The 25,918-nt window shown below is 35.4% G+C and carries 17 protein-coding genes and 2 tRNA genes; 5 read left to right on the top strand and 14 right to left on the bottom strand.

The features are described 5' to 3' along the window. Nucleotides 1–325 precede the first annotated feature (325 nt). From RHAB15C_RS03570 to mutM, 3 genes are all read right to left on the bottom strand, one after another. Nucleotides 326–3,229: a hypothetical protein gene (locus RHAB15C_RS03570; RefSeq protein ID WP_194844701.1), complete on the bottom strand. Its 2,904-nt coding sequence runs from the start codon at nt 3,227–3,229 to the stop codon at nt 326–328. Nucleotides 3,230–3,683: 454 nt separating this feature from the next. Then, the gene (locus RHAB15C_RS03565) at nt 3,684–5,990 is read right to left on the bottom strand and encodes an autotransporter outer membrane beta-barrel domain-containing protein (RefSeq protein WP_220716023.1); all 2,307 of its coding nucleotides are present in this window, start codon (nt 5,988–5,990) and stop codon (nt 3,684–3,686) included. 307 nt (nt 5,991–6,297) lie between these two features. Beyond that, nucleotides 6,298–7,092: a bifunctional DNA-formamidopyrimidine glycosylase/DNA-(apurinic or apyrimidinic site) lyase gene (gene mutM, locus RHAB15C_RS03560; RefSeq protein WP_194845617.1), complete on the bottom strand. Its 795-nt coding sequence runs from the start codon at nt 7,090–7,092 to the stop codon at nt 6,298–6,300. Nucleotides 7,093–7,166: 74 nt separating this feature from the next. On the opposite strand from mutM, the gene RHAB15C_RS03555 reads away from it, so the two are divergent. Together RHAB15C_RS03555 and tpx are read left to right on the top strand one after the other, a co-directional pair. After that, a complete protein-coding gene (locus RHAB15C_RS03555) occupies nt 7,167–8,459 on the top strand; it encodes a dicarboxylate/amino acid:cation symporter (RefSeq protein ID WP_194845618.1) in 1,293 nt (430 codons plus the stop codon). A 42-nt stretch (nt 8,460–8,501) separates the two neighbouring features. Then, on the top strand, nt 8,502–9,008 hold the full coding sequence (gene tpx, locus RHAB15C_RS03550) for a thiol peroxidase (protein WP_194845619.1): 507 nt from the start codon (nt 8,502–8,504) through the stop codon (nt 9,006–9,008). Between the two features lie 2 nt (nt 9,009–9,010). On the opposite strand, the gene RHAB15C_RS03545 is transcribed toward tpx, so the two are convergent. The 5 genes from RHAB15C_RS03545 to RHAB15C_RS03525 form a co-directional block, all read right to left on the bottom strand. After that, nucleotides 9,011–10,663 (bottom strand): NAD-dependent malic enzyme, encoded by a 1,653-nt coding sequence (locus tag RHAB15C_RS03545; RefSeq protein ID WP_194845620.1) that lies wholly within the window; start codon nt 10,661–10,663, stop codon nt 9,011–9,013. Next, on the bottom strand, nt 10,660–11,901 hold the full coding sequence (locus RHAB15C_RS03540; protein ID WP_194845621.1) for an Npt1/Npt2 family nucleotide transporter: 1,242 nt from the start codon (nt 11,899–11,901) through the stop codon (nt 10,660–10,662). The genes RHAB15C_RS03545 and RHAB15C_RS03540 overlap by 4 nt, the downstream gene beginning before the upstream one ends. Continuing rightward, a complete protein-coding gene (locus RHAB15C_RS03535) occupies nt 11,894–13,159 on the bottom strand; it encodes an Npt1/Npt2 family nucleotide transporter (RefSeq protein WP_194845622.1) in 1,266 nt (421 codons plus the stop codon). The genes RHAB15C_RS03540 and RHAB15C_RS03535 overlap by 8 nt, the downstream gene beginning before the upstream one ends. Continuing rightward, nucleotides 13,152–14,417, bottom strand: coding sequence for an Npt1/Npt2 family nucleotide transporter (locus RHAB15C_RS03530; RefSeq protein ID WP_194845623.1), 1,266 nt, complete (start codon nt 14,415–14,417; stop codon nt 13,152–13,154). The genes RHAB15C_RS03535 and RHAB15C_RS03530 overlap by 8 nt, the downstream gene beginning before the upstream one ends. A 106-nt stretch (nt 14,418–14,523) precedes the next feature. Beyond that, a complete protein-coding gene (locus RHAB15C_RS03525; protein ID WP_194845624.1) occupies nt 14,524–15,540 on the bottom strand; it encodes a guanosine monophosphate reductase in 1,017 nt (338 codons plus the stop codon). An 85-nt stretch (nt 15,541–15,625) separates the two neighbouring features. On the opposite strand from RHAB15C_RS03525, the gene RHAB15C_RS03520 reads away from it, so the two are divergent. After that, nucleotides 15,626–16,381, top strand: coding sequence for a glycosyltransferase family 2 protein (locus RHAB15C_RS03520; RefSeq protein ID WP_194845625.1), 756 nt, complete (start codon nt 15,626–15,628; stop codon nt 16,379–16,381). Nucleotides 16,382–16,506: 125 nt separating this feature from the next. After that, complete coding sequence (locus RHAB15C_RS03515; RefSeq protein ID WP_198424183.1) at nt 16,507–17,988, top strand: AAA family ATPase; 1,482 nt, start codon at nt 16,507–16,509, stop codon at nt 17,986–17,988. A gap of 68 nt (nt 17,989–18,056) precedes the next feature. Here the strand turns inward: RHAB15C_RS03515 and RHAB15C_RS03510 are convergent, their stop codons facing one another. The 6 genes from RHAB15C_RS03510 to leuS form a co-directional block, all read right to left on the bottom strand. Further along, entirely contained in the window at nt 18,057–19,091 is a 1,035-nt protein-coding gene (locus RHAB15C_RS03510) for a U-box domain-containing protein (RefSeq protein WP_194845626.1), read from the bottom strand. 29 nt (nt 19,092–19,120) lie between these two features. Continuing rightward, a complete protein-coding gene (locus tag RHAB15C_RS03505) occupies nt 19,121–19,879 on the bottom strand; it encodes a hypothetical protein (protein ID WP_194845627.1) in 759 nt (252 codons plus the stop codon). A gap of 514 nt (nt 19,880–20,393) precedes the next feature. Continuing rightward, nucleotides 20,394–20,467, bottom strand: a tRNA-Met gene (locus RHAB15C_RS03500). A gap of 8 nt (nt 20,468–20,475) precedes the next feature. After that, nucleotides 20,476–20,548, bottom strand: a tRNA-Met gene (locus tag RHAB15C_RS03495). A gap of 17 nt (nt 20,549–20,565) precedes the next feature. Then, nucleotides 20,566–21,795: a 3-deoxy-D-manno-octulosonic acid transferase gene (locus tag RHAB15C_RS03490; RefSeq protein WP_220716022.1), complete on the bottom strand. Its 1,230-nt coding sequence runs from the start codon at nt 21,793–21,795 to the stop codon at nt 20,566–20,568. A gap of 22 nt (nt 21,796–21,817) precedes the next feature. Beyond that, the gene (gene leuS, locus RHAB15C_RS03485; RefSeq protein ID WP_194845629.1) at nt 21,818–24,352 is read right to left on the bottom strand and encodes a leucine--tRNA ligase; all 2,535 of its coding nucleotides are present in this window, start codon (nt 24,350–24,352) and stop codon (nt 21,818–21,820) included. Between the two features lie 188 nt (nt 24,353–24,540). Between leuS and RHAB15C_RS03480 the strand changes: the two genes are divergently transcribed. Further along, nucleotides 24,541–25,917 carry a hypothetical protein gene (locus RHAB15C_RS03480; RefSeq protein ID WP_194845630.1) on the top strand — a complete coding sequence of 459 codons (1,377 nt, stop codon included), beginning with the start codon at nt 24,541–24,543 and terminating at the stop codon, nt 25,915–25,917. Nucleotide 25,918: the final 1 nt, after the last annotated feature.

Genomic DNA, 25,918 nt, shown 5'->3' with positions numbered 1-25,918 from the left:
TAAAGGGTTTTAAATCTTATTAGAGATAAAAAGCCAGGGTTTGTTCAGATCTTTGATTGTAAGGAGCTTAAAGAAAGAAAATAAGCTCTCCAATACAGGAGAGCTTATTGTTGTATATCATCAACGTCTGATAATTGATATTATGTTGTATTGTATAGGACACTAATCCGAGAAGTACGTCCGCAGATTGATAAACGCCCTGAGCATCTAATAATATTAGCTTTATCTTTGAACTCTTTATTGAGTTCCTTTTTTTTGTCGACGCTTTGTAAGGATTTGAATAATAGAAAGAGAACCGCTTACATAAACGGTTCTCTTAAAGTTTTTATACTAAAGCAACTTGGCAGCTTTTCCAAACTTCTAAGGATTTCTGCCTATATGTTATATCTCTTTCTTTTTCTGCGTTGCTGAATATCTTACGAAATCGTTGACCAATCTCTTGAGATGTACTCCAAACACTATCTATAATAGAAAAGGACCTATCCCAGGCAAACCAGAAAAGGGTTTGAGGACAAGAAAATAAACATATAGATTTAGCAATCTCCCACAGATCTATAGATCTTGCAGCTGCACTCAAATAAGAGATTTCAGGCAACCTTCTTACTCCTTCTCTAGTCAACCAGATAATTGCTATAACTTTAAAACGGTTTCTCCAAATAAGCTCTTTGGCTCCTATGATTGCATTGCCAGCTCGAACAACCTGCACAGGAATATGGTTGATAATGAAAGGAATTCCCTTAGCCACAAAAAGTTGCGAGACCCTTGCATGTGCTTGATAGATTGAAAAAACAGAAACAAATATAGCAGATACGGTCAAAGCAACTTTAAAATAGGTATTGCAGAAAATGCCCGCAGAAACTTTAGGCAGTTGAATCAAACAAACTTTTTTCCACCTAGGATAAAAGACTTGTTTGCTCACATTTTCTGCAGCAGCAACTATTTCATCAGGATTTTCTTGAAAGCTTTGCTTAAAAATCCATGTTAAAACCGCATCTCTTTTGAATCTAGCCTCTTCTCTATATCTGGTATCTAGAGTTGATGGCATAGAAGCAAAAACTTCTTCCGCATTTTCCTTGCTATTACGCAGTAAATTAATTAATTTCTCTAGAGAAACGAGTCTTGTTACTTCTGTAGGAGATTCATTATATACGGTTTGAGCATAAGATATAGCTGAGTTTTTAGCTAATACTACTTTACTCTGGCTAGATTCTACTTGAGGTTTTAAAATCTTCTGAGAGACTAGAATCCATTCTATCAGCCGTTGATAAGCTCTATTTTCAGCGCCTGATAAATCTTCAGCAGGAATCGACATGATTTTTGCAAGTATTCCTTCAAAACCAAGAAAGTCAAGAAAATCTTCCTTACGTACCCGCTCTTGATAATTTTGAATAGATTCTAGCAAATCAATTTCGTTTTTTAATAGCCTCAATAAAGTGTCATTTTCCATCAAGGGAAGAACATTTTTCATTTCCTGAATCTTTTGTTTTTCAATAAATCTTGGCAGGTACCGATCATTAGGAATTGGTGTGAAACCACCAGATGCAATTGCCTCTTGTAGCTCTTGAAATAGCTCAGGTCCAAGCTCAACTTGAGAGCAACTTACTTTTATGTCATTTAATAGATTGAGAACTCTAATCCTATATTGCATTTGATCTTCTTTATTTTCTTCAAAGGGAAAGATGGTTTTTAGTTTCTCTTTTGTTTCAGATAAAGTAAAAAATTCTTTAAGGAAGCTATCCCAGCCTTCTTCTAATTTTGGTAAAACAATCTTTTTGTCTTTTAGATGGATGAGCAAGTCTTGAAATATTTGGAAATTAAAAGATAGTGGGGTTTCTTTTATAGAGCTATTGCAAATGTCTTCTATTTTTTTGGCAATATCTTCAATATCTTCATACTTTTCATGATTCCAATCTTTTACTTGACCTTTAACCCAATCTGTGATTTTTTCTCGAAAGTCTTGAGAGGTTTTAACTTTCTCCTGAATGGCATTGATAATTGTATCAACAGTGTATTTCCGAAAGAAATCACCTAACAATTGGTAGGTGTCGATGCCCATTGAAAGATGTTCAATGATATTTTTGGTTCCTGGAATTCCAAGAAGTCTACCCATGTTGCCCATATATTTAGCAAATTGATGCGTCGTATCCGAGGTCGCGTCGTCTAAGCCTAATTTTCGAGCCTCTTCTTTAGCAATCTCTTCTCGTTTTTTAGCTAAAATTTCGATTAAAGTTCCTTGAAGATCTTTATCATTGGGAATACCATCTTTACTATAGACACTGTAATACACATCCATAGCTTCTCCCATATATCGGGCGCCACAATGCCTTCCTGCAATAGCTAAATCTAAAGCTACACGAGCCCGTGTTTGTAGAAGGTTCTTGTACTCTTGTTTTTTATCCTCGGCAAGTTCATCATAGCTAAACAAGCCAGATGCATTTTTATTTCTTTCTTTAAAATCTGTTACGTCTTTTACTACTTTATAAATAGAAAGACGAACAGCATCTTCAATTTGTTGATAAAAATCCATAAGTCGAGGCACATCATGAGCAGGTGGGGTTCCTATGAAAGCTCTTCTTGTATTGACGTTTTTTATAAATCCTTCTTTTGTATCTGCATCTTCTAGAGAGTTTCTTAATTGTTCCGGAGTAAAAATCGTATTTCCTTCTTGGCGAGTTGTTTCTGCCATATATCCTGGAGCATTTCTATCTGTAAAATTAATTGCATCGAAAAGCTCTAGCAAAGTATCGACTTGAATACCTGTTGGCACATTGCTTGCATCTAGGCTAGACTCTTCTGTTTTGATGTGATCTACGTCGATTTCATCATTGGCAAATTGCTTGAGAAATAGAGAGTGACCAGGAGAGGTTCTTTCTGAAAAAAGACGAAATGTAGTTGCAATAATCCCCCATCCGATAAAAGCAGTCCAGAAAACAATTTTGAAAACAATTAAATGAGCATTTTCGGGAAAGCAAATTTGACTCCAAGAGCCGTAATAACCAAGAACTGTGTATTTGAAAGAGGTTCCAGCACTTCCTAAAACTCCAAACAGAGCATCTTTAGAAGAAACAAAGAAAATACCAACTAGCTGAAAAGAGCGTTGTGTGCATGCTTGAACTTTTTCAAGAGTAGTTGGTATTTTGGCATTTTGATGTACATCAAGACATGCTATATAGCTAGGATATTCAATTTGTCCAGAGCTATCGATTTTTTCAGGGAATACAAGACTCATTTAAAAACCTAGATTAAACATAAGTATTCAAATTTAATAACATGAACATTCAAATATAATAACATGAACATTCAAATATAATAACAAAAGTTAATTATAACAATAAAAGTTAATATTAAAATAAATCTTGTAATTTTCAAAATATCTATTTGATAAAAATTATTTTTTTTAATAGAGATTTTACAAGGAGGATAGGGTTATTTTTTCCTGGCATAGACCCATCTTACGAGAAACTGTCCTGTCATAATTAGTTTAAGATATTGATTAACAGTGGTTTTGAACTTCCAGCAATTTGGGCATAAGAAAATTCCTCTCGATTTAGGAATTATTATCGGAAATTGTACGTAGTAAGAGAAGAGTATTTTTAATGTAGATCTATTTTCATCGTTTCATCCATTTTTTTTGACTCTTTTAGCTGTTTTAACAATAGGTACTCTCGTAAAGCTAAGTGATTTTAAAACTTCCAATCCAGTGCTATATTTACTTCATTTACTTGGGAGCCGTTGCCAAATCTTCCATCATAGCCTAAAGACATGCTAAAACAACCTTGAGAAGAGATAAGGAATTGACCACTAACAAGCACCTGATCCATTACTTCATCAAAGCTAGTCACGGAAAAATTTGGTTCACAAAATGTACCATTTCGAAACTTAGCAGTGTAATGCCTACCTGTTAAAGGGGTTGTTCTAAGCCAACCTACGTTGACACTAGGGGCTAAACACATGCTGCAAAAGGTCCACTTTTTAACGAATTTCAGGTTAGCCAAAGAGCGTAAAAAGGCGGTGTATTTTCTTTTTACGGCTAAATTTATAGAGTCAGCTCCTTTTTCATGAAAACTTTCTTGGAAAACGTTTAACTGGTCTAGTAAAATTTCTGGCTGTATGAAAAAGCCGCAAAAGGGTTGCAGTCTAAAGCCTATTAATGCAATTTCAGAAAGATCCCAAGTAGTAGGATGGCTACTTGCTGTACGATCAATGCCTGGGAATACAATTTTTCGATCTACGTCGTAAAAACTGCCTGCTGCTAGAACTAGAAGGTCAAAGTAAAAGCGCTCGCAATCATATCCTATACGAGGACCTAAATATCCTGAATCAGATTTAGCTTTGCCTGCTTGATCTTTCCATCGTAAGTGGGAGCAGGAATAGCCAAGGCCAAAACCTAACTTCCAGTCATTGTTCAATACATGGTCTACTCCACCCACAACTCCATAGGTATGGTTGATAAATCCGGTGGCTTCTTGACTAATTTGAGAACGGTTATTTTGCGAGTAAACAAGTCCTATGGGATTAACCCAAATATTGGTAGAGTCGCATGTATTATAGCAGTATGATCTTTGATTAGCTCTGATAAAGAAGCTGTTAGAAATGCTAAAGTTATTTTCTAATTCGTTTAAAGCAAACGCCCCAAATTGAGAAGGAGTTAATTTATTTAAAGCCTGTGCATACTGATCTGTGGGAAGAATAAGCAAGGCTTCTGCAACTGTATCAAGATCGGTATTAGCAAAATCAAAAGAGGAACAAAAGAGGTAATCTGCTACAGATCCTGCATTGCCGTTGGGTCTAGGTGGCGTTACCAAAAAATTACTAGGAATCAAGAGTTGAACTTGGTTGGGAAAGTAGTTGATGGCGTAGTTCAGGGGCCTAGTGCTAGAGGTGTTGCTAAATTGACCTATCACAGAGCCTGCAGTAAGAAATGTGTAGGTTGTTCCCTCCAAATACAGCCCAGGTTCTGGATCTACCTGCAGAGTTCCACCCAATGTCGCTGTTCCTGTAACATCAAGTAGATCTGTTGCTCCTGCTTCATTAATTTCTATGACAAGCTCTCCAGAAGCATTTTGCGTATAATTTCCATTTATGGTTAATGTGCCAATGGAATTACCCGGTTGCACACTACCATTATTGGTTACGTTGCCAGCTAAGACCCCACTACCACCGAGTATTGCATTAGGAAATACAGTAATGGGATTAGTACCATCCCCTAAAAAGCCATTTATTAAAAGAGTTCCTCCACCTACTCCAACGCCTCCCTGAAAATTAGATGAATTACCTGTTAGAGTAAGAACCCCTGAGCCTTCTTTGGCAAAAAAACTCAAAGAATCTCCTTCTATAAACCCTGGATAATTCGCATTCACTGCATCATTTATAATGAGAGCTTTGTTTCCAAGAACAATTCTTGCTGTTCCTGACTGACCAAATAAACCGCTAATTAATTGCGATCTCCCTGCAATATTAGATAAATTCCATTCAGAAAATCCATTAAGAAAAACTCCAGTAGTAGAAGGGAGCCCATTTCCAGAAACCCTTAAAACCGCATTTTGATCAATAATAGTGAGTCCAGAATAACTGTTTTCTCCTATTAACTCTAACACTCCCTGTCCTACAATGTAAAGATTTCCTAATCCGCTCACTCCTCCATTTAGAAGAAATTGAGAAGAAGAGAAGGGAAGTTGAATCGTAATTTGACCACTTAGCATGTTAAATATAAGAGTTGAGGATGAAGTTCCATCAATCCTTAGAGCAGATGGACAAACAACGGTTGCATCTGAGGTTAGAGCAGGTAAATCGCTAAGAAGCTGAATAGGGCCTGACGTATCAAAAGTAATTCTATTAGTAGGATCAATAATAGGAGTGCGATTGAAATCTAGAATTTCCTGTCTAAGAGAGCCAGGTCCGCTATCAAAAGAGTTTGTAACGACAAAATCAACCCCCCATAAGGAGGAAAAAAGCAAAGAGCTAAAAGTTAAAAACGGTACTATTTTCATATTCATACCTAATAAAATTTCATATTCCTATATACATATTCCTATATACATATTCCTATATAATATAAATAGCATAAAATTTAAATATATTTTTACATCATAAGATGAATAGCTAATCGGATCCTATAGCAATTTAATTTTAAACTTTCACAACAAAGAAGTATGATGCTTACATGGCATATTCCTACTTCTATCAAGAAAGAGATATTAATCAATCTTTTTTACAAGTGTGTAGTTAATGGAAATTTTAAATTCAAATTACTATATTTTATTCATGATATTGCTAACTTGTAGTATTTAAATAAACTCAAATCTCTTGACAAAGTGGACAAAAGTGAGTTCCTCTTTGTTGAAAGATTATTTTCTGAATAGGGTTTTTACAACGAAGACAGGGTTGCTTTTCTCTGGCATAGACCCATAGAAGCTTTTGATTTTTGCCCGTTTGGCCATTTATAGCATGAAAGTTGGCATTTCCCTCCCCTAAGCTAGTTCCTCCTTGATTGAGTCCTTTTTGCAGAACTTCTCGAATGGCAAGAAGCAAGACCTTTGCTTGTGTAAAGGAAATACTAAAGGATTTTTTTTGTGGATGAAGAGCGGCTTTCCAGAGGGTCTCGTCGGTATAAATATTACCTAAACCAGCAATCAAGGTTTGGTCTAGTAGTGCTGTTTTGAGAGCTTGTTTTCTAGATAATAGCAGATGATACAGCTCTTCTGATGTAAGGTCAAAAGGCTCTTTACCTAGCTTTTGAAAAACCTCTTCTGGATGATTAGTAATTAAGAAGGTCCCAAAACGTCTGGTATCTTTAAAGAAAAGCGGAGGCTGATCAGAAAAGAAAAAGGTTGCACGATCGTGCTTTTCTTTTTTCTGTTTTATAAGAAACTGTCCTGTCATACGCAAATGAACGATTAAAGATCGATTTTCAAAAGAGAAGTGCACATATTTTCCACGACGGGTAACAGATAAAAGAATTTTGCCTTTGAGTGAATCGAGTGCTTTTTGCGTTATTAGTTTAAGATCATGTACCTTGGCTATAATAAGATGTTTTTTTTCAAAGGTTTTTAATTGGTTAACAGTAGTTTGAACTTCTGGCAATTCAGGCATAAGAGAATAGATAAAAATGAAAAATCTAGTTAGACTAGTATAGGAATTGCATAAATTTAAAGGAATACAAAGTAATGACTAGTAAAAAAAAACAAAGCCCTTGGAAAGTATTAATTGCAATCGCTTTAGGAATTATTATCGGAGATTATACGCAGCAAGGAAAGAGTATTTTTGGTATAGATCTATTTTCATCATTTCATCCGTTTTATGAGTTTTTTGGCTCTTTATTTATTAATGCTTTAACTCTGGTTGTAATCCCTTTGGTTGCTTCTTCTGTGATTACAGGTATTGCTCGTGTAGGAGATCAAAAATCTGTAGGAAGACTGGGATTAAAGATGGTAATTTTTTACATAAGCACAACTCTTTTAGCTATTTTAATAGGGCTTTTTTTTGTGAATGTAATCGGTCCTGGTTTTTCTATTACCCCAGAGCATGTGTCCATTTCTTCTGATTTAACAGACATGAAGCATCGATTGGTTGAAACGCAAGCAAATCATCGCTTTTCAGAGCTTCTTCTAAAGGTTATTCCTTCGAACATCTTTGCAGCTTTTGCTAAAACAGAAATGCTGGGAATTATCTTTTTTAGTTTACTGTTTGGATATTGTATTTCTAAGGTTAAATCCAGCTTTTCTCAAACCGTTTTAGATTTTGCAAAAGGTGTCTTTCAAATTATGATTGAATTTACCCATGTAGTTATTAAATTTTTACCTGTAGGGGTTTTTTTTCTTGTTGCTAAAACCATATCTGAAACAGGATTGCATTCACTCTATTCCATGGGATTATTTACAGTAACGGTCTTTTTAGGGTTTATATTTTTTACCTTAATCGCTCTTCCTCTTTTATTAAAATGGGCAGCTAAGGTTTCTCCTGTTCGTCATTTTAAAGCTATGAGTCCTGCTATCATTACTGCATTTTCTACTAGTTCTTCTTCAGCTACTCTCCCTGTTACTATTGATTGCGTAGAAAAAAGAGCAGGCGTATCCAATCGTATTTGTAGTTTAGTTATCCCTTTGGGAACTTCCTTGAATATGTCAGGCTCGGCTTTATATGAGTGTGTAGCAGCTATGTTTATTGCACAAGCTTATGGAATTGAACTTTCTTTTGTTACACAGTTTTCTATAGTTTTACTTGCACTGATCTCTTCTATTGGAGTAGCGGGTGTTCCCTCTGCTAGTTTAGTTGCTCTTATTGTAATCTTAAAAACCATGGGACTTCCTATTGATGGGATTGGTTTGTTTATTGCAGTTGATCGTTTATTAGACATGTGTAGAACAGCTGTAAATGTATTTAGCGACAGCTGCTGTGCAGTTCTTGTCGCTTGTTCTGAAGGAGAAAAAAGTATACTAGCAAAAAAGGTTTTTGATTAAACTTAAACAGTAAAAATTTTTAACTTAAAAAAAGAGCTATTCATGGAAGTTACTTTTAAAGGGGCCCCTATTCATATAAGCGGTTCATTGCCTAAGTTAGGGATACAAGCGCCAGATTTTGTTTTAATAGATAAAGATTTAAAAAAACGCTCTCTAAAGGATTATTCTAATAAACGTAAGTTGATTTCTATAGTGCCTAGTTTAGACACAGCCGTTTGCTCTTTATCTGCTAAAAAATTCAATCAAGACATGAAAACAAACCCTGAAGCAGGAATTGTTTTAAATATCTCTGCAGACTTGCCTTTTGCGCAAAATCGTTTTTGCCGCGCAGAAGAAATAAATGCTATTGTTTGTCTTTCAATGATGGGTTCTAAAGATTTTGCTGAGGCGTATGGAATTTTAATGCTAGATGGGCCTCTTGCTAACTTGTGTGCAAGAGCTATCGTTGTTCTAGATGAAAATGACATGGTTATTTATACAGAACTTGTCCCAGAGATCACTCAGGAGCCCAATTATGAGCAAGCTTTAAAACACTTTCTAAAAAAATAAGGCTATTCTTGTTTGAAGCTATAGCTGGGATAAGAAGGAAACCAGATGGTTTGGTCCACAAGCTGTTCTCTTATCTCTTTTGTCATAGGAGTAATTAATTCCTGATTTTCTGCTGTAGCAATCACTGCTAAAGCAATCTCACGACTTACCTCTCTTAAGAGCTTAAGGGGCGGGAATAAATTGGGTAAGCAAGAATGTTTTGATAGTACATAAGCTGCTTGAATAAACATTTCGTCAGTGATCTTAGGAATCTGAGCTGCAATAGCTCCTAGACCGATGCCTGGAAAAATATAGACGTTATTACATTGTGCAATGGCGTATTGTTTATTATCGTAATCAATGCTTTCAAAGGGACTGCCTGTTGCAATAATAGCTCTACCTTTAGTCCAGTGTAGAAGCTCTTTAGGTGTTGCTTCTGAGCGAGAATTTGGGTTGGATAGAGGGAAAATAATCGGGTTCTCTATATGCTTTCCCATTTCTGTTACAGCCTCTTTTGTAAAAGCTTTTGCTTGAGCAGAAACTCCGATGAGAATGGTTGGTTTTACCTGTTTAATGACTTCTAATAAAGAAATGGAAGAGTCTAATTCCCATTGCTGTAAACTTTGATAATCACGAGCAAATTTTTTTTGCTCGTTATCTAAGTTGGATAATCCTGTGTGAATTAACCCTTGCTTATCTATCATATAAAAGTTTTCTCTTGCTCTTTGTTCACTACAACCTTCTTCTTGCATGGCTTTTACTATCAGATGTGAGATCCCAATTCCAGCTGATCCAGCTCCAAATACCACGATTTTTTGTTCTGAGAGAAGAGATCCTTGAATGGCAGATAAAAGAGCTGACAGAGTAACAGCAGCTGTCCCTTGAATATCATCGTTAAATGAGCAAATGATATCTTGATATTTTTCCAATAAAGGTTTTGCATGTGTTTTAGAAAAATCTTCCCATTGTAACAAAACCTTAGGGAATCGTTTTTTTAAAGCTTTGATAAATCGATCGATAAAATCGTAATACAAATCATCTGAAATTCTAGGATAGCGCCAACCTAAATAGAGAGGATCATTTAAAAGGGTTTGATTGTTGGTTCCTACATCTAAAAGAATAGGTAGAGTCCTTAAAGGATGAATGCCTCCAAATAAAGTATATAAAGAAAGCTTGCCTTGAGGAATTGCCATACCCCCTATCCCTAAATCCCCTAGACCTAGAATGCGTTCTCCATCTGTTACAACAACAACATCTAGTTCTTTCTGAGGAAGATCGACTATGATCTTTTCTATTCTATCTTGGAGTGGATAAGAGAGATATACTCCACGATGTTGGTGGTATAAGCTGCTAAACTGCAGCGATACCTCTCCTATTGTTGGAGTATAGATAAAGGGAAGCATTTCAGAAATATGATCCAATACTAGCCGATAAAAGAGCACCTCATTGCGATCTTGCAGAGATGATAAGAACGTATATTTAGAGAGTTGATCTTTTTGAGTCAGAAAATTCTGATATCGACGAATTACCTGTTCTTCTAGAGTGGAAACGTGAAAGGGTAGTAATCCATGTAAGTGAAATACATCTCTTTCTTCTAAAGTAAACGCAGTTCCTTTATTATATGTGGGATGATTTAAAAGCTTTTCTGATTGTAGAGAGGTTTGTATTTCTTTCATTTTATACTTCCCATGCTATAACTAAGATCGGTTTCTTTCAAATGGTACATAGCTACTGCTATCCAAATAGTAAAGATAAAAACAATGGCTGCATTCAAAATAGGTAGCATACTCGTACTTAAAATAGCCTGCAGGCTCAAGATAATTAAAGAAGCAAAGGCTTTAGCAAAACGATAGAGAAACACATCAATAAAGGCTTTTGCTCTAAATTTTTCATCCGAGTTCAGAGGAATATATAACATTTCCTTAATGATGCTAAATAAAGAAAAATCAAAAGTTTTTAATATGACAAAAGTAAAAGTAATCATGCCAAAGGCAGGAAAAAGAAAACAAAAAATGCTCATGATGCATAAAAGCATGGGGATACCTACATGAAGGCGTTTGACCCCAAAAAACCGCACTAGAAAGTAGGTGCCTAAAAATTGCATGGCTGTAGTAAAGGTTTGACCAATTGTTTGAATACGACCACTATATTGAGTTCTTAAGTCCTTTTCAGTAACAAGTTCTTCTAAAAAAGTATTAAATTGGTAATCGACTAAAGTAGAGATTACTTGCATAAAAATAACCGCTAGAGAAACAAAGATCAATACACGTGAGCCCGCAATCAACTTAAGACCATGTAGAACAGTTTCTAAACCTTGTTTTTTCTCTAAAGGAAAGATTTCCGTTTGTTTGCTCTGTTTTAACATCATTACATATAAAAAACTCAAAAAAACATAAAGAGGTAGTGTTATATACAAAAGAGACTCAGAGCCTATTTTTACAGCTAAAAAGCTAGGAAACAAGCTTCCTAATAAAAATCCTAATCCCCCTATTCCAAAAAAGAACCCATAGAGGTATTTAGCTCTCTTCATCGATATATTTACATGAATTAAAGACCAAACCTGCTGGAAGATAAGCATAATATAAGCATCTTTCCAGACATAAAGAAAAAAGCTTAAGAAAGGAACCTTATGGATCCAGGTAGCACATGCACAATTAATGAGTATAACAGCAATCGCTAAGCTTAAGTAGGTTTTTAAACAACCAAGTTTAGGTAAATATTTATTGTACAAACCAACAAGAAGTAGGTTTAAAGGAATGGAAAAAAGCCAAGCATAAGGGAAGAAATTTACACCGTAATCGGTAATGAACAAAGCATTGCTTACAGGACGAACAATTGCATAATCCATCGAGATAAAAAAACTGCACAACATAGCTGTTAGGATAAATAGATATTCTTTAGATCTTTTAAGCATTTTTATCTTTTAATTCTGAAGCGTCCATTTTTTTTAATAAATATATAGCAATAGCTACCCATATGATAAAAACACAAATGCTAATGGAGTGAAGAACAGGCAATAAATAACTGGTTAAAACCACTTGCAAGCTTAAGATAATCAGAGAAGCAAACACTTTAGCAAAACGATAGAGAAACACATCGATAAAAGCTTTTGCTCTAAATTTTTCATCCGAGCTCAGAGGAACATATAACGTTTCCTTAATGATGGTAAATAAAGAAAAATCGCAAGCTTTTAAAAGGATAAAAACAAGAGTGGTTATAGTAAAACCTGGAAAAAGAAAAGAGAGGATATTCATCGAGCCTAAAAGTATAGGGAACCCTATGTGCAAACGTTTTATTCCCATCATTTGGATGAGAAAATACGTGCCGAAAAACTGCATACAAACAGAAATGCCAAGGCCAATACCCAGTATGCGCCCTATATATTGAGTCCTCAAGTCCTTACCAATAATTGTTTGTTCTAGATAAGTATTAAATTGATAGTCGATTAAAGTAGCGCTAAGCTGCATGAATAAAACGCATAAAGCAATAAAGGTCAATGTTCTGGAATTTATCATTAATTTAACGCCATGTAGAAGTGCCTCTTTAGTACCTATTTTTTCTTCTAGTTGTAGAGAGTGACCTTGTTTGCTCTGTTTTAGGGTGAGTATAAAAGCAGCTGTTAAACATAAATAAAGCGGCAGAGTCATATATAATAAAGACTCAGAACCCACTTTTACTGCGAAAAATCCCGGCAATAAACTACCCAGTAAAGATCCGACTCCTCCCGCTCCTAAAAAAATTCCGTAAAGGTACTTAGCGTGTTTTAAAGATACTGTCGAATGAATGATAGACCACAATTGCTGGAACATCAGCATGATGTAAATCTCTTTCCAGATATAGAGAAAAAAAACTAGAAAAGAAAGTTGCTTTATCAATAAAGCACAGCTGTAATTTATAGCTACAATGCTGCCTGCTACTATCAAATAGGTTTTTAAGCAACCAAGTTTAGGTAAATATTTATTATATATCCCAACAAGAAGTAGGTTTAAAAGAATAGAGAAAAGCCAAGCATAGGGGAAAAATTGCGTTCCATATTTTGCAATAAATAAAGAATTACTTACAGGTCGAATGATAGAATAATCTGCGGAAATAAAAAACCCACACAACATAGCACCTATAATAAAAAGATGCTCTGTTGCAGAAAACTTATTTTGTCTAAATAACTTAAACATTTTCCCCTACTTCTAACGAAGGAGTCATTTTTTTAAATAGATATACCGCAAAAACTATCCAAGTTACACAGACACTAATACTAATCCAATTGAGGACAGGCAGTAACAGCGTGGTTAAGGCAAATTGTAGGCTTAAAATAATCAAGGATGCAAATATTTTGGCAAAACGGAAGAGAAACACATCAATAAAGGCTTTTGCCCGAAACTTTTGGTCAGGGTTTAAAGGAATATATAGCATTTCCTTGATGATGCTAAATAAAGAGGAGTTATAAGATCTCAAAAGGATAACCGTAAAAGTGACTATCCCAAAACTGGGAAAAAGAAAACAAAGAATACTCATAATACATAAAATAGAGGGCAGGGCGATATGCAAACGTTTTACGCCGACTCTTTGTACAAGTAAATAAGTTCCAAGAAATTGCATAAGTACCGTGAAGCTTAAACCAATGGCTTGCATTCGGCCGGTATATTCTGTTCGTAGATCTTTAACCGTAATGGATTTCTCTAAAAAAATATTAAATTGATAGTCGATTAAAGTAGCGCTAAGTTGCATAAAAAGAACACTTAAAGCAATAAAAACCAATATTCTAGAATTCAGAATGAGTTGAATCCCATGCATTAAGGCGTCTCTAGCATCTTTTTTTTCTTCTAAAGGAAGAGATACCCCTGTATTACTCTTTTTCAAGGTGAGTATAAAAGCAGCTGTTAAACACAAATAAAGAGGTAACGTAATGTATAGTAAAGACTCGGATCCCATTTTCACTGCAAAAAAACCTGGCAACAAGCTCCCAGTTAGCGATCCTAATCCCCCTACGCCAAAAAAAATTCCATAAAGATATTTAGCCCGCTTTAATGACACGGTAGAATGGATTACAGACCATAGCTGTTGAAACATCAGCATGACGTAAACATCTTTCCAAACATAGAGGAAAAAAGATAAAGAGGCATGTTGTTTAATAAATAAAGCGCAAGAATAGTTTATAGCTACAGTGCTGCCTGCTAGTATTAAATAGGTTTTTAAGCAACCAAGCTTAGGTAAATATTTATTATACAGTCCAACAAGCAGTAGATTTAAAGGGATGGATACCAGCCAAGCATAGGGGAAAAATTGTGTTCCATAAGTAGAAATAAACAAAGAATTACTTACAGGGTAAATGATAGAATAATCAGCTAAAATAAAAAATCCGCAAAGCATGGCGCCCATAATAAACAAGCGCTCTGTTTTAGAAAATTTATTAAGTTCTTGCCTAAATTGCATATCTTTCGAAATATCTTAAATTTTAAACCACTCAAGATAATATCAGGTAATGATTTAAAGCACAGAAGCTTTTTTACTAATAAAAAAGCTTCTTAATTAAAAAAAATTAAGAAAAACAGATGGGTCTAGGGCAACTTTCTCCTAGATAATTAGCTGTGACTATTACGAATTCAGCTTTGCGCTGCAATTCTTTAATATTGCGAGCCCCTCCATAGGTTAATCCGCTGCGCAAGCCCCCTAAAAGAGAATCTATCAACTCTTTAGCCGATCCGCTAACAGGGCCCCAAAAGTCGATCCCTTCAGCAACTGTTTTATCCTTTAACCCTCCATAAAAGTCGGTTTGAAAATCAGCACTAGCTTGGCCTCTAAATTTAGCTTCTCTTCCATTTTCAGAGTCTCTCTTAGGAGATGAGCTCTCTTCTGTCATAGCAAATAATTTTCCAATCATAACAGTGCTAGCACCTGCTGCTAAAGCAAGTACCAAATCCCGGCTATTGCGAATTCCCCCATCCGCGATTAAGGGAACACGAAGTTTTTCCGCTATTTTTGCACAATCGTAAATCGCTGTAAATTGAGGCACTCCAAAACCGGTTACCATACGAGTTGTACAAGCAGCTCCTGGACCAACACCTACTTTTACTGCATCAGCACCTGCATTAACCAGATCGTGATATGCCATAGCGGTACATACATTCCCCGCTATGATCTCTTTATCTGGGTGAGTGCGTTTAAGCTCTTGAATAAAATAGAACATTCTATCTGAGTGGCCGTGTGCTACATCAATACATACACCAGCTGCTCCTAAGTCAAGTAACCGCCTTGTTTGATCAATATTTTGAATTCCACATGAGATAAATATTTTATCTGTGTATTTCTCAACCCACTGCTTTTGTATTTCAAAGTTGGCAAAACGATGAAAAATAGGTATGGACCCTTCTTGTAGTAAAATAGGAGTTAGTGTCTCTCCTATTGTTGTATCCATATTGGAACATAAGATCGGTTGTGACATCTTAAGTTTTTTAGTTAGCCACGTCTCTAAAGAAGGCTCTGTACGAGAAGGAACATTATTGAATTGCGGAACAAGAGCTATATCATCAAAAGTATATGCATTTTTTATAGACATGCTAAAAACCTTTTCTGTTTAAAATTTGCTTTCACAAGCGAAAAACTGTAACATAGGCACAACACTTAAATCTAGTAATTTTGATATGATTACAGTAATTGTTCTTACAAAAAACTCTCAAGAAACCCTAGAAGATACACTCTCCTCTGTACGAGGCTTTCCCGAAGTATTAGTCTATGACACAGGTTCAACCGATACAACATTAGATATAGCTAAACAATTCCCTAATGTCAAAATAAACCAATCTGAGTTTATTGGGTTTGGTCCTACTCGAAACAAAGCTGCTAAATCAGCCACTCACGACTGGATTCTAGCCTTAGACAGCGATGAGGTCCTTTCTTCCAAACTATCTCAAGAGATTCTAAACACCTCTTTAGACCCCAACTTTGTCTATCAAATAGATCGACATAATTTCTTTAATGGGAAGTGGATTAAAAGCTGCGGAGGCTGGTATCCAGATCCGATCATCCGTTTATATCACAGAAAAAAAACCCAATTTACCAATTCTATGGTTCATGAAAAAGTCTCTTCTCAAGAGATGCAAATCCACCCCTTCTCTTATCCCCTCTTTCATATACCTTATCGAAACATCCATGACTTTCTGAAAAAAATGCAAGTCTACTCAGATTTTTTTGCTGCTCAGAAAAAAACCTCTAAGCCAGTTTCCTTAGCTCAAGCCATTTTTCATGGCTCTTTTGCTTTTTTCAAAAGCTACTTTCTAAAAAAAGGTTTAAAGCAAGGCGTTGAAGGTTTTATTATTTCAACCTATAATGGACATACTACTTTTTACAAATATTTAAAATTACGAGAAGCACAGAAAAAATCTGAATTAAAAACTTAATTTATTATAAACAAAAATCATGCTTCCTTGTTCGTATCTAGTTGTGTTTTTTGAATATAGCTTCGCTGGAGTTTAGATGAAACCCAGCGAAAACACTTTAAATTATTGATTTTTCGCTGGGTTTCATGTTACAATCGATGAAAACACAAGAAAAAATGAACGCTATTATTGGTCGAAGAAAAGAGTTGGAAATGCTCCAGGAGATTTATGAGTCAACGGAGCCTCAATTCCTTGCTGTTTATGGAAGAAGAAGAATAGGCAAAACATTCCTTATTAGTGAATTTTTTAAAAACAAAGGCATTTACTTTGAGATAACAGGAATGAAAGAAGGATCTAAAACGGAGCAACTTTTTCAATTTTCCTATGAATTTTCCCGTCAGTTTAATCAAAGGAAACGAACTACTCCTCCAGAAAATTGGGCTCAGGCCTTGAATTTATTGCATGAAGCTATTGAAAGAATAAAAGATAAAAAAATCATTCTTTTTTTTGATGAAGTTCCCTGGCTGGCTTCTCCCCGGTCTAAATTTTTAAATGCTCTAGAACACTTTTGGAATCGCTATATATCTAGAGAAAAAAATGTGATCCTTATTATTTGTGGATCTTCCGCATCCTGGATTATTAGAAACATTATAAACAACAAAGGAGGATTATATGGCAGAGTAACAAAAAAAATGCGCCTGCTTCCTTTTTCTCTCTTAGAAACAGAAAAATATCTTAAATCCCGTCATATTGAATTAGATAGAAAACAAATCATTGATATTTATATGGCAATGGGAGGAGTCCCAAAATATCTTTCTTACATAGACCGAGGCAAATCTGCAACTCAAATCATCAATGATGTGTGCTTTTCCTTAAATGGTGGGCTTTATAACGAATTTGATAATCTTTATAGGTCTCTTTTTGAGAACTATGAGCATCATATAGCTATCGTAAAAGCTCTTGCTAAGGCTGTAGATGGACTTACAAAAAACGAACTTTTAAACAAAACAAAGTTAACCTCAGGTGGAACCTCAAGCAGAATTATTGAAGAATTAATCGATGCGGGTTTTCTTATACATGTTCCTTCCTTTAACAAAAAAAAAGCTGGAGGAATTTATCGGCTGATTGACGAATACTCGCTTTTTTACCTAACCTGGATTGTAGAAAACTCTAAGATGGGTTTAGAAAGTGTTGATTCAGAATTCTGGATAAAGAAACAGAGCACACCCAAGTGGAATACATGGAGTGGCTGTGCCTTTGAATCGCTTTGCTTAAAACACATACAGAAAATAAAAAAAGCGCTTGGTATTTCAGGTATAAGCACCATTGAGTCAGGGTGGCGCTATCTGCCTAAAAAAGCAATTAAGGAGCAAGGGGCGCAAATAGATCTTGTTATAGATAGAGCAGATAAATGTATCAATTTATGTGAAATGAAATATAGCTCTTCGGAATTTATCATCGATAAACCTTATGAAGAAAAATTACAGAATAAAAAAAGTGTTTTTAGAAAGCAAACAGAAACTACTAAAACTCTATTTGTGACCATGGTAACTACGTATGGTGTTAAAAAGAATTCACATTATCTGTCAGTGATTGATAACCAACTGACAATGGATGATCTTTTTTGAATGACAGGAAATCACCTGCTATCTTGAAATAAGGAAATTAGCGCACAGAAAAAGTCTACGCGCAAAGATTAGACCATGAATTTTATTAATTCTGGCGGTTTAGCAGCTGCTGTTAGAAGGTCAAGAGCTTGATCTTCTTCCGTTTGTTCATCTGGTCTGAACACCCTGTGAATCAATAAATCTCTCCGCATATCAGCTTTAATATGGTCCCTTTTCTCTTGAGTCATTGAGTAAAATTTAACCACTTTAGCTACCTCTTCAGGCAACTCTTGTGCTTGATTGTTAGCTTGATTAACAATAGCACGTTGGTTTAAAACTTTCATATTATATTCGAATATTAATGATCTAACAGTTTCTTCGTAATAACCTGGAAGTTCTTTTAATTCATCTATTGATATATAACCGTTTCTAAAAGGAGAACTAGTGTTTAAAATTTCTTGTGCATCTTTTGGAATAAGCGTTTGTATTGGCCGCAATGCGAGCATCTCCGTTACCCTTCCTGGCCAAGTTGCTAAATGCTTAATAATCGCTGCTTTTTCATAGACATGACCGTCTTTAGCTCGCACAGGCTCTTTCATCCAATCAAAAGTAATTGGACAGGTAAGTTGTGTTTTGCTTTCTTTATCAAGATCGACATATCTAGAAAGAGTTGGAAGAACTACGGTTACATACTTTTCATCTTTCCAACAAACAAATTCAGGTGAGTTAGTCACGTTTTTCATAGATATTGCATGGCCAATATCTCCTCCCTTCTGCTTGCCAGCGTGGAATCCTAAGTATCCTCCTGCTACTCCACTTGCTGCAGTCCAGAATGGCGATAAGGCAGCCAAATACCAAGCGGAGGCTCCTGCACCAGCTCCACCGGCTGCACAGCCAGTAACTTTTCCCCACCATTGAGCGCTAGCTACTGTTTCTGATACTTTCAAAGAGATCTCCTTGCTTTTTTTTTCGTCAAGGCTAGATTGGTACTTGTTAAAGTTAAGATTTTCTATGGCGTCTCTTTCTTGATCTGTTAAAGCTAAGCAGGTAGATCCAATCAGCAGATCTTGCTCTTGTGTTCGATTGATTTCTGGAAAAGCAGTTCTAATTTTTTCTAGTATCATGTAGAGACTCTCCTATTTATTATATTTCTTTAAAACGTAGATGGCTGTTGCGGTGGTTGCAATCGTTGATAAAGCAAGAGGTATTGGCATAAAAAAAAACAAGCAGCCACAAAAGAAACTCCAGCTGTAACTTCATATTTTCTGTGTTTCCCGAAAACCTTCTCTGCTTTTTCAGAGGGTGATAGTTGATCCCATTCTTTCTTATGTTTAGCAAGAATGGGATCATTATTACCTCTAAGCATCCAAAGGTTATGGGTAATATTCTGCCTTAGATATTTTGGTTCTCTTCTATAGAGGTCATGTAATTCTTCCTCGCAAAAAGTCATTATGAGCCAGTGTTCTTCTTTTCGGTGCCAAGGGAGCTTCGCAGTACCATAAAAAAGGCTGTCTGCATATGCTTTTACTTTTTCTTTACGAAATTCAAGATCGCTATATAGTTCTAGATTTTCTTTTTCAAGTCGATGACCCCAAGACCACTCACAAAGCCTTAGTGGGTCGTTCAAAACCTTTATTCTTGCTTCCTCATAAGACTGTGGTTTTTTTTCAAAAAACTTTTTTTTATCTACTTCATATTGTGCTTCTGCCAAACCTAAAGGCAGGAGTTTAGGTGGTGGGTTAGAAGATAAATGGATTGTGTAACCCAAGCGATCTATAACTGATTTAATCCGATCTTTTAGAGAAAGCTCTTGGTTTGAAGGAGCTTCTTGAGTTTCAACTGCATCAGGAAAGCAGGAAAAAAGATCTAATGATGGTCCAGGTAAATTTGGTGATGAAGGTGAAATAGACATGTACTCCTCTTAAGATTTTTTTTAAATATAGCTTCCGTATTGAGAGCTTGTAAATTGATGATTAAGATGTTTACCTTACTAAGGATGACAATACTCTAGTAATTTTTGCAATGTACTTTTATACATACTCCTGTTTGCTATTTTATCTTACAGACCCCCCCCTTTTTTTTTTTTAAAAGAGATGTTAATGATAAGAAAAAGATTTAGCAAAGTAAATTTTTTTTTAAATAAGAACCATCTCCTTAAGAAATTGACTGAAGAAAAATCTCTTGTAATGACATATGGCGCGTTATTTTTTAACTTACATGCACAAATTTATACCATAAATCAATTCATTTGATCCTATAGCTGTTTAAAGGCGTTTTCAGAGATTTTGTAAAATTAGTTTTTTTGAGATCATTACTGATAGGATCTGCTAGGCAAGGTTTTCTTTTCTTAGTTTATTCAAGAACTAACGGAGTTAGACAAAGATAAAACATAGCTGATAGATACTTGTGAACAAGAAAACCGGAAATAGCGGCAGTCGGGCTCGAACCAACGACCTACGGATTATGATTCCGCCGCTCTAACCAGCTGAGCTATGCCGCCAGAAAAAATAGCGGGGGAAGGATTCGAACCTCCGGCCTTTGGGTTATGAGCCCAACGAGCTAACCACTGCTCCACCCCGCGATAAAGAAAGCATGAGTTTAACGCGCTTGAGCTTTTAGCTCAATAACATTTTGCAAAAGGTCGATAGTTTTTTTAGTTGCTCCTTGCATGGAAGAGCTATTTTGAGAAATAGATAAAGGGGAAGAGAGCAATCTGGAGATTGTTTCAACTAGACTATCTAAGGTAATCTCCATCCCACTATGGGCTGCTAAGATCTGTTGTTGTAAATCTTTTTGTGTGTGCATGTGTGGTCCAAAAAGCACAGGCGTTCCAACCGATACGGGTTCAAAAATATTATGCCCTCCAACATGGGGAATAAAGCTTCCCCCTACAATAGCAAGATCGACTATTTGATATAACTTAGTAAGCTGTCCCATTTGATCAATTAAAATCACCTGTTCTTCTCCTGTGATTTGGGAAGGATTAGATGAAAGAGCATAAGAGTAGTTCTTTTTTTGTAGTAGAGAACTAACGTTTTGAAAACGTTCAGGATGACGAGGGGCTATAAGCACTTTTAAAGTGGGAAATAACTGCCAAAGTAGATCTAGTTTTTCAAGTAACCACTTCTCTTCTGGATCATGTGTTGAAGCTATAATGATTGTTTTATTAGCTAATTTAAACTGTTCTTTTAAACCCTCTTTTTGAGAAGAAGATAGAAGATCTGGCTTAACATCCCACTTGAGATTACCTGTTATGTAGATTTTATGAGAACTAATAAGATGAGAAAACCTTTCAAAATATGCGTTGTTTTGTACTAAAAAAAGATCAAATAAAGAAAATAATTTCCGTGTAAAATAAGAAAAAAACTGAAACCTTTTATAAGAGCGGTCTGATATTTTTCCATTTACTAGCACAACTTTTCCGCCTATTTTTTTTACATGGTAAACCAAATGAAACCAAAAGTCACTTTCTACTAAGAAAAGGGCTCTGGGTGATATTTGTTTTACTAAGCGGTCCATAATCCATGAAAAATCCAAAGGAAGAAAAAAATGAGCTTTTGCTTGAGGTAAATTTTTTTTAGCTTCCATGTGCCCTGCACGAGTGGTATTAGAAACCACAATTTGTGCAAAAGGAAAAGTTTGTTGTAGTTGAGCTACTAAAGGGATGGCAGCTTTTGTCTCACCTGCTGATACAGCGTGAATCCAAATTACAGGTGTAGAAGAGAGTGGTAGATCAGGAGGTTTTAATCCCAATCTATATAAAATAGTTCCCTTGTATTTACTCCAAGAAAGAAGAAACTTAGGCAGGGCAAATAACCCTAGTAACATAAGACAGATATTATAAAAAAAACTAAACATCGCATACAAGATTAATCAGTTTATCAGGAATAAAGATTACTTTAGTAATCGGCTTATGTAAATATTTTATAATCTGTGGTTGTTTTTGTAAAAAAGATAGCAATTCTTCCTTGGTTTGTTCTTTAGGCAAAGACCATTTCCCCCTTACCTTACCATTTATTTGTACTATATATAAGACTGTTTCATCTATTAAATAGCTTGGATCAAAAATAGGAAATGGCTGATAGGTTAAGCTTTTCATTTCACCTAAATATTCCCACAACTCTTCTGCAATATGAGGGGCAAAGGGGTACAATACTTGAATAGCCATTTTTAGAGCTTGCTTAGGATAAGAATCAAGAGGTGAAAAAGCATTGATAAATTCCATCATTTTAGCAATAGCTGTATTAAATTGCATTGCCTCTATCTCTTTTTCAACCTGATAGACCAAACGGTGGGATAACTTCAATCCTTCAGCTGTATCTTCATCACAAATTTTATCTGAAGTAACCAAGTCATAAAAACGATTTAAAAAGCGATAACATCCATTTACAGCATCGCTGTTCCAGAGTTTTTCTTTATCAAATGGACCCATAAACATCTCATAAAGACGAAGGGAATCAGCTCCATATTCACAAATAATGTGATCTGGTGTTACTCCATTGAGTTTTGATTTAGACATCTTTTCTAATTGGGAATGTAGCAACTCTTTGGTACCTAGTTTAAAAAATTTGCCATTTTCTTTGCAGACCTCCTCTGGTGCTACATAACCGCCTTGATGTAATTGATAAGATCTAGCTGAAATAAGACCTTGATTGCGCAGGGTTTGAAAAGGTTCAGGAGTGCTGACAAGACCACAGTCATAAAATACTTTATGCCAAAAACGTGCGTACAAAAGATGAAGCACTGCGTGCTCTATCCCTCCTACATACAAATCTACTGGCATCCAATACTTTTCTGCTTCTTCACTCCATGGTTTATCTGGGTTATGAGGATCACAAAAACGTAAATAATACCAACAAGATCCCGCCCACTGCGGCATGGTATTTGTTTCTCTTTGAGCTATTTGACATGTTTTAGGGTCTGTAATGTGTACCCACTCTTTAACTTTAGAAAGAGGACTCTCTCCAGTAGAAGCTGGCTTAAAATCTTTTAATTCAGGAGGACATAAAGGCAACTCATCTAAATCTAAAACCCGCCTAGTACCATCAGAGAAATGAAGAATAGGAAAAGGCTCACCCCAATAACGTTGGCGAGAAAATAACCAATCGCGCAGTTTGTAATTAACGGTTTCCTCTCCTTTTCCTTGGCTTTGTAGCCAGTGAACCATTGCTTGCTTTGCTGCTTCTAAATTTAAACCATGTAAGTTTAAAGAACCCAAAGAGCTATTAATATATGTCCCCTCTTCTGTCCAACAAAGTTTGCCAAATTGCACATCTTGATCGGTTTCGTTAGGAATGATAACAGCGATAATGGGTAGATGAAAGATTTTAGCAAAAGCAAAATCTCTTTCATCATGAGCAGGAACTGCCATAACAGCTCCTGTTCCATATCCCATTAACACATAGTCTGAAATCCAAATGGGAATATCTTGGCCTGTAATAGGATGTTTAGCAAAAGCACCTGTCCATACACCTGTTTTCTCTTTATTAAGCTCTGTCCTTTCCAAGTCGCTCTTCCCAGAGATTTCTTTGCAATATTTTTGAACTTGTTTGCGATAAGGCTCTGTTGTAATTGATGAAACAAGAGGATGCTCTGGAGATAGTACCAAATAAGTCACACCAAATAACGTATCTGGACGAGTAGTAAATACAGTGATTGTTTGTTTCGTTTGTGTTTCTTCAAAGTGAACTTTTGCACCTTCACTACGTCCAATCCAATTCATTTGTAACCTTTTTAAGTGATCTGGCCAATCTACTAATTCTAGATCTTTAAGCAAACGATCTGCATAAGAGGTAATTTTAAGCATCCATTGGCGCAAAGGACGTCTCTCAATCGGATATCCTCCTTCTTTAGCTTTGCCATTTTCAACTTCTTCATTAGCTAAAACAGTTCCTAAGGTTGGACAGAAATTGACTAAAACCTCTGCTTCATAAGCAAGTCCTTTATTATATAGTTTAGTAAAAAGCCATTGTGTCCATTTATAATACTTAGGATCGCTTGTTGCAATTTCTCTATTCCAATCGTAACTAAATCCCAACTTTTTAAGTTGCTGTCTATAGGTATTAATATTATTTTGCGTAGTGCTTGCTGGATGAGTTCCGGTACGAATAGCATATTGCTCTGCAGGCAAACCAAAACTATCCCATCCCATAGGGTGAAGTACATTAAATCCTTTTTGTCTTTTATAGCGCGCAATTGCATCTGTTGCTGTATATCCTGTTACATGGCCTACATGTAACCCTGAACCAGAAGGATAAGGAAACATATCTAAAATATAATACTTAGGCTTACTAGCATCTATTTCGACCTGAAATAACTGTCTTTCTTCCCAAATTTTTTGCCATTTTTTTTCAATTGCTTGATGGTTATAATTTTTCTTTGTCATAGTCCTGCCCAATAATTTAACATATAAGCTTAACGCGAATCCTTATCTTTTGTCCAGTTTTTGGGCTTTATACATAAGTTGTTTATTTTAAGTTATTTAAATATTAATATCCTTCCTTGCTACAAATCAAACAATCTAGTACCATCCTTGTTTGTCTTTTCAAGACTTATACAGTAGGTTCTAAAAGCATGCTAGAAATTAGTTTGATTAAAAAAAACAAAATCTGCTTGGGGGACTACAACTACAAGCAAGATATTGAAAACAGATTATTGATTTCTCAATTATCTGCCCGAGATCTAGAACTTTTACAAGAAATTTTCTATAGTCCTTTAAAAATAGCCTTTCAAGATCTAAGTAAAGCTTTGAACTATGAAGAAAAAGAATTAATTCCAAGTGTAAAAAAATTTATTAAAAACGGACTGCTTTCATTAAATGGCTCTGTAATTACCGTTGATAAGGAAAAACGCAAGTATTTTGCAGCTAGAATAACAGCATTTGATCCTGATTTTAAGCCTGGTATGGAATTCTTAAAAGAATTATTGAAAAAAGTTCCTATTCACACCCTTCCCATTTGGTATAACATCTCTCGAACATCTGATCGTATTTTTGATTCTATTGTAGAAAAATATTTATTAACACCTCAGATATTTCAACGCTATTTATCAACTCTACAGTTTCCGGACCCTATTATGGAAGACATACTGAAAGATCTTCTAGATGCTCCTGAACACTTGCTTTATGTAAATGATTTGATGGTTAAATACTCCCTTTCTCCGGAACAATTTCAAACAATTGTACTATTGTTAGAGTTTCACTTTATATGTTGTTTAACCTATAAAAAGATAGATTCTAAATGGGTGGAAGTAATTACATTTTTTCAAGAATGGAAAGATTATTTACTTTTTTTACGTAAAACACAACCTACTACGCTTTGCGCAAACTCTGTTAAAAGAGAAAGCATGCGAGATTTTTGTTTTCTTGAAGATATCACTTTTCTTATATCTTTAGCAAAAAAACAGCCCTTTTTCTATAGAGATACACTTGAGCTAGCTAATTGTTTGCACCTAAACGCAACAAATAAGAATCATATAAAATATATTGAACGTTTACTAAAAAAAATAGAGTTATTGAACTTAGCTTCTGTTAAGAATAAAAGCCTTTCTTTATTAGACAAAGCAAATGAATGGTTTGGCTTAACTAACCCCCAAAAATCTTTATTGTTGTATCGTCATTCTTATGCACCAGAAATGATTGGTTCATTTAACGAGCGCGTCTTAAGAGACATAGAAAAAAGTGTTTTAAGAGTAGCTTATTCCGAATGGGTTTTATTTGAAGATTTTCTTAAAGGTATGACTACTACTTTAAGCGAAGAATCTAGTGTCATCTTAAAAAAACAAGGTAGAAATTGGAAATACACACTTCCTTTTTACAACTCTAGAGAACTTATTTTGATTGAAGCAATTATTTTAGAATGGTTATCTGAATTAGGAATTGTAGAGTTAGGTAGTTATCAAAATCATCGTTGTTTTCGCGTAACAGAATATGGAAAAGATTTTCTTGGGTAAA

The sequence above is a fragment of the Candidatus Rhabdochlamydia porcellionis genome (assembly GCF_015356815.2).
Taxonomy (GTDB): Bacteria; Chlamydiota; Chlamydiia; order Chlamydiales; family Rhabdochlamydiaceae; genus Rhabdochlamydia; species Rhabdochlamydia porcellionis.
The sequence above is the reverse complement of the archived record's forward strand: the minus strand, read 5'-3'. Positions and strand labels throughout refer to the sequence as shown.

Coding starts and splice junctions, on each gene's coding strand:
- RHAB15C_RS03570 (WP_194844701.1), bottom strand. CDS start 3,229: ATGAGTCTTGTATTCCCTGAAAAAATCGATAGCTCTGGACAAATTGAA.
- RHAB15C_RS03565 (WP_220716023.1), bottom strand. CDS start 5,990: ATGAAAATAGTACCGTTTTTAACTTTTAGCTCTTTGCTTTTTTCCTCC.
- mutM (WP_194845617.1), bottom strand. CDS start 7,092: ATGCCTGAATTGCCAGAAGTTCAAACTACTGTTAACCAATTAAAAACC.
- RHAB15C_RS03555 (WP_194845618.1), top strand. CDS start 7,167: ATGACTAGTAAAAAAAAACAAAGCCCTTGGAAAGTATTAATTGCAATC.
- tpx (WP_194845619.1), top strand. CDS start 8,502: ATGGAAGTTACTTTTAAAGGGGCCCCTATTCATATAAGCGGTTCATTG.
- RHAB15C_RS03545 (WP_194845620.1), bottom strand. CDS start 10,663: ATGAAAGAAATACAAACCTCTCTACAATCAGAAAAGCTTTTAAATCAT.
- RHAB15C_RS03540 (WP_194845621.1), bottom strand. CDS start 11,901: ATGCTTAAAAGATCTAAAGAATATCTATTTATCCTAACAGCTATGTTG.
- RHAB15C_RS03535 (WP_194845622.1), bottom strand. CDS start 13,159: ATGTTTAAGTTATTTAGACAAAATAAGTTTTCTGCAACAGAGCATCTT.
- RHAB15C_RS03530 (WP_194845623.1), bottom strand. CDS start 14,417: ATGCAATTTAGGCAAGAACTTAATAAATTTTCTAAAACAGAGCGCTTG.
- RHAB15C_RS03525 (WP_194845624.1), bottom strand. CDS start 15,540: ATGTCTATAAAAAATGCATATACTTTTGATGATATAGCTCTTGTTCCG.
- RHAB15C_RS03520 (WP_194845625.1), top strand. CDS start 15,626: ATGATTACAGTAATTGTTCTTACAAAAAACTCTCAAGAAACCCTAGAA.
- RHAB15C_RS03515 (WP_198424183.1), top strand. CDS start 16,507: ATGTTACAATCGATGAAAACACAAGAAAAAATGAACGCTATTATTGGT.
- RHAB15C_RS03510 (WP_194845626.1), bottom strand. CDS start 19,091: ATGATACTAGAAAAAATTAGAACTGCTTTTCCAGAAATCAATCGAACA.
- RHAB15C_RS03505 (WP_194845627.1), bottom strand. CDS start 19,879: ATGTCTATTTCACCTTCATCACCAAATTTACCTGGACCATCATTAGAT.
- RHAB15C_RS03490 (WP_220716022.1), bottom strand. CDS start 21,795: ATGTTACTAGGGTTATTTGCCCTGCCTAAGTTTCTTCTTTCTTGGAGT.
- leuS (WP_194845629.1), bottom strand. CDS start 24,352: ATGACAAAGAAAAATTATAACCATCAAGCAATTGAAAAAAAATGGCAA.
- RHAB15C_RS03480 (WP_194845630.1), top strand. CDS start 24,541: ATGCTAGAAATTAGTTTGATTAAAAAAAACAAAATCTGCTTGGGGGAC.